The 1,763-nt window shown below is 71.6% G+C and carries 2 protein-coding genes; both read left to right on the top strand.

The genetic code is table 11. The annotated features are described in order from the left end of the window. Positions 1–278 precede the first annotated feature (278 nt). Positions 279–1,124, top strand: coding sequence for a DUF6474 family protein (locus G6020_RS08075; protein ID WP_182610270.1), 846 nt, complete (start codon positions 279–281; stop codon positions 1,122–1,124). Beyond that, a complete protein-coding gene (locus G6020_RS08080; protein ID WP_182610271.1) occupies positions 1,121–1,708 on the top strand; it encodes a copper resistance protein CopC in 588 nt (195 codons plus the stop codon). Before G6020_RS08075 ends, G6020_RS08080 begins: the two co-directional genes overlap by 4 nt. Positions 1,709–1,763 lie beyond the last annotated feature (55 nt).

Raw genomic sequence — 1,763 nt, forward strand, 5'->3', positions numbered from 1 at the left:
GCGGCCATCGCGCGCAGCCGCACCCCCTCGTCGAGCGGAGCGGTCCGCCACCACGTGGGGCCGGCGTCCCGCTCCCGGGCCACGCGGTGCAGACACCTGGACCCCGACGCCGGTCCCGCCACCGCACCGTCGGGGTCCCCACTCGATCCGTTCCGGGCACCGTCCATCGACGTCCATCATGGCGCACACCGCCCTCGGATACCGGTCCGGTGCTCACCGGCGGACTGTTCGCCTAGGCTGGGACCCTGATGTTCGCGACGAGAGAAGGATCGACGCCCATGGGCAAGCTGACGACCTACCGCGACAAGCGCGCCGAACTCCGCGCCCACGCCTCCGCGCTCAAGGCCACCGCCATGACCGAGGCCAAGCTCGCCGCCAAGGAGGCCAGGCACAAGGCCAAGGAGGCGCATCGCGTCGATCTCGCCGAGGCCAAGAAGCGCGCGAAGCTGGAGGGCAAGAACGCGGACCGCAGGGCGAAGCGTGAGGCCAAGCGGGCCAAGCGCCAGGACGCGCTCGCCCAGAAGGCGTCCAGGCGGGACCGCAAGGCCGAGAAGACGCTGTCCAAGCAGGAGCGCGCCACCCTCAAGCGCGAGGCCAAGTTCCTGGCGAAGGACCGTAAGGCGGCCGAGAAGATCGAGGCGGCGGGCCGGCGGCACGAGTACCAGCTCGCCGAGATGGAGCTGAAGAAGCTCGAGGGCACCAAACTCGGCAAGGACGACGTGCAGCGGTGGCTGAGCCTGGCCAAGGTCGCCACCCCGGTCCTGTTGCCGATGGTCTACAAGCTCGTGTCCAACGCGCAGGGTTCCGCCGACAAGTCCACCGGGGCGGGTGCCGTGGACCTCAAGGCCGCGGGCATCGACGCCACCGGCCCGGGCGCGGCCCTCGGTGTCCGTATCGTCCGGTTGGAACAGACCCTCGACCAGCTCGAGGTCGGGCGTCGCGGGGACCGCCAGGTCGAGGACTTCATCGCCTCCACCCGGACCCGTCTCAAGGATCTGCGGACGGCCGTCGAGACCGCCGAGACCACCCCGACCTCCCAGCGCCGCGAGGTGCACTCCGCCATCTCCGGTGAGCTCGACCGGGTCAACAAGGACGTGCTCGCCCGCCTCGGCGTCACCCCGTGACCCCGATCCGGGCTCGGCTGGCCTCCACCGCGCTCGCCGCCACCATGATCGTGGGGGCCGCGTCGCCGGCCACCGTCCTCGCCCCGGTCGCCGCAGCGCACTCGGTCCTCGTCTCGGTGGACCCGCAGGACGGGGCGACCCTCGAGACCTCGCCCGGTGAGGTCTCGCTGACGTTCAACGAGGAGATCAACCAGAATTTCGCCTCGGTCGCCGTCACCACCGGCGACGACCGGACCACCCTGGTCGTCGGGGAACCCACGGTGGAGGGCGAGACGGTCACCGTGGCGCTCGACGACCTGGCGGACGGCGCGTACACCGTCGGCTACCGGGTGACCTCGGCCGACGGGCACGTCGTCAGCGGATCCTCGGTCTTCACCGTGCAGTCCGCGGCCGGCACCACCGGCGACCCTGCCGAGGACCCTGTTGGCGACCAGTTCGACCAGTCCGACCCGGCCGAGAACCAGATCGCCGACGAGACCTCGGGCGAGGCGTCCTCCGGAGTCGACCCGGCGTTGTGGGTAGTGGGTGGCCTGGCCGTCCTGCTGATCGGCGGCGCGTTCGTGCTGCTGCGCCGCGGCAACTGACAGCGGCGGCAACTGACAGCGGCGGCGCCCCCGTATCCCGGGACGCCGCCGCTCG

Source organism: Dietzia sp. B19 (assembly GCF_014145155.1).
In the GTDB taxonomy this organism is placed as follows: Bacteria; Actinomycetota; Actinomycetes; order Mycobacteriales; family Mycobacteriaceae; genus Dietzia; species Dietzia natronolimnaea.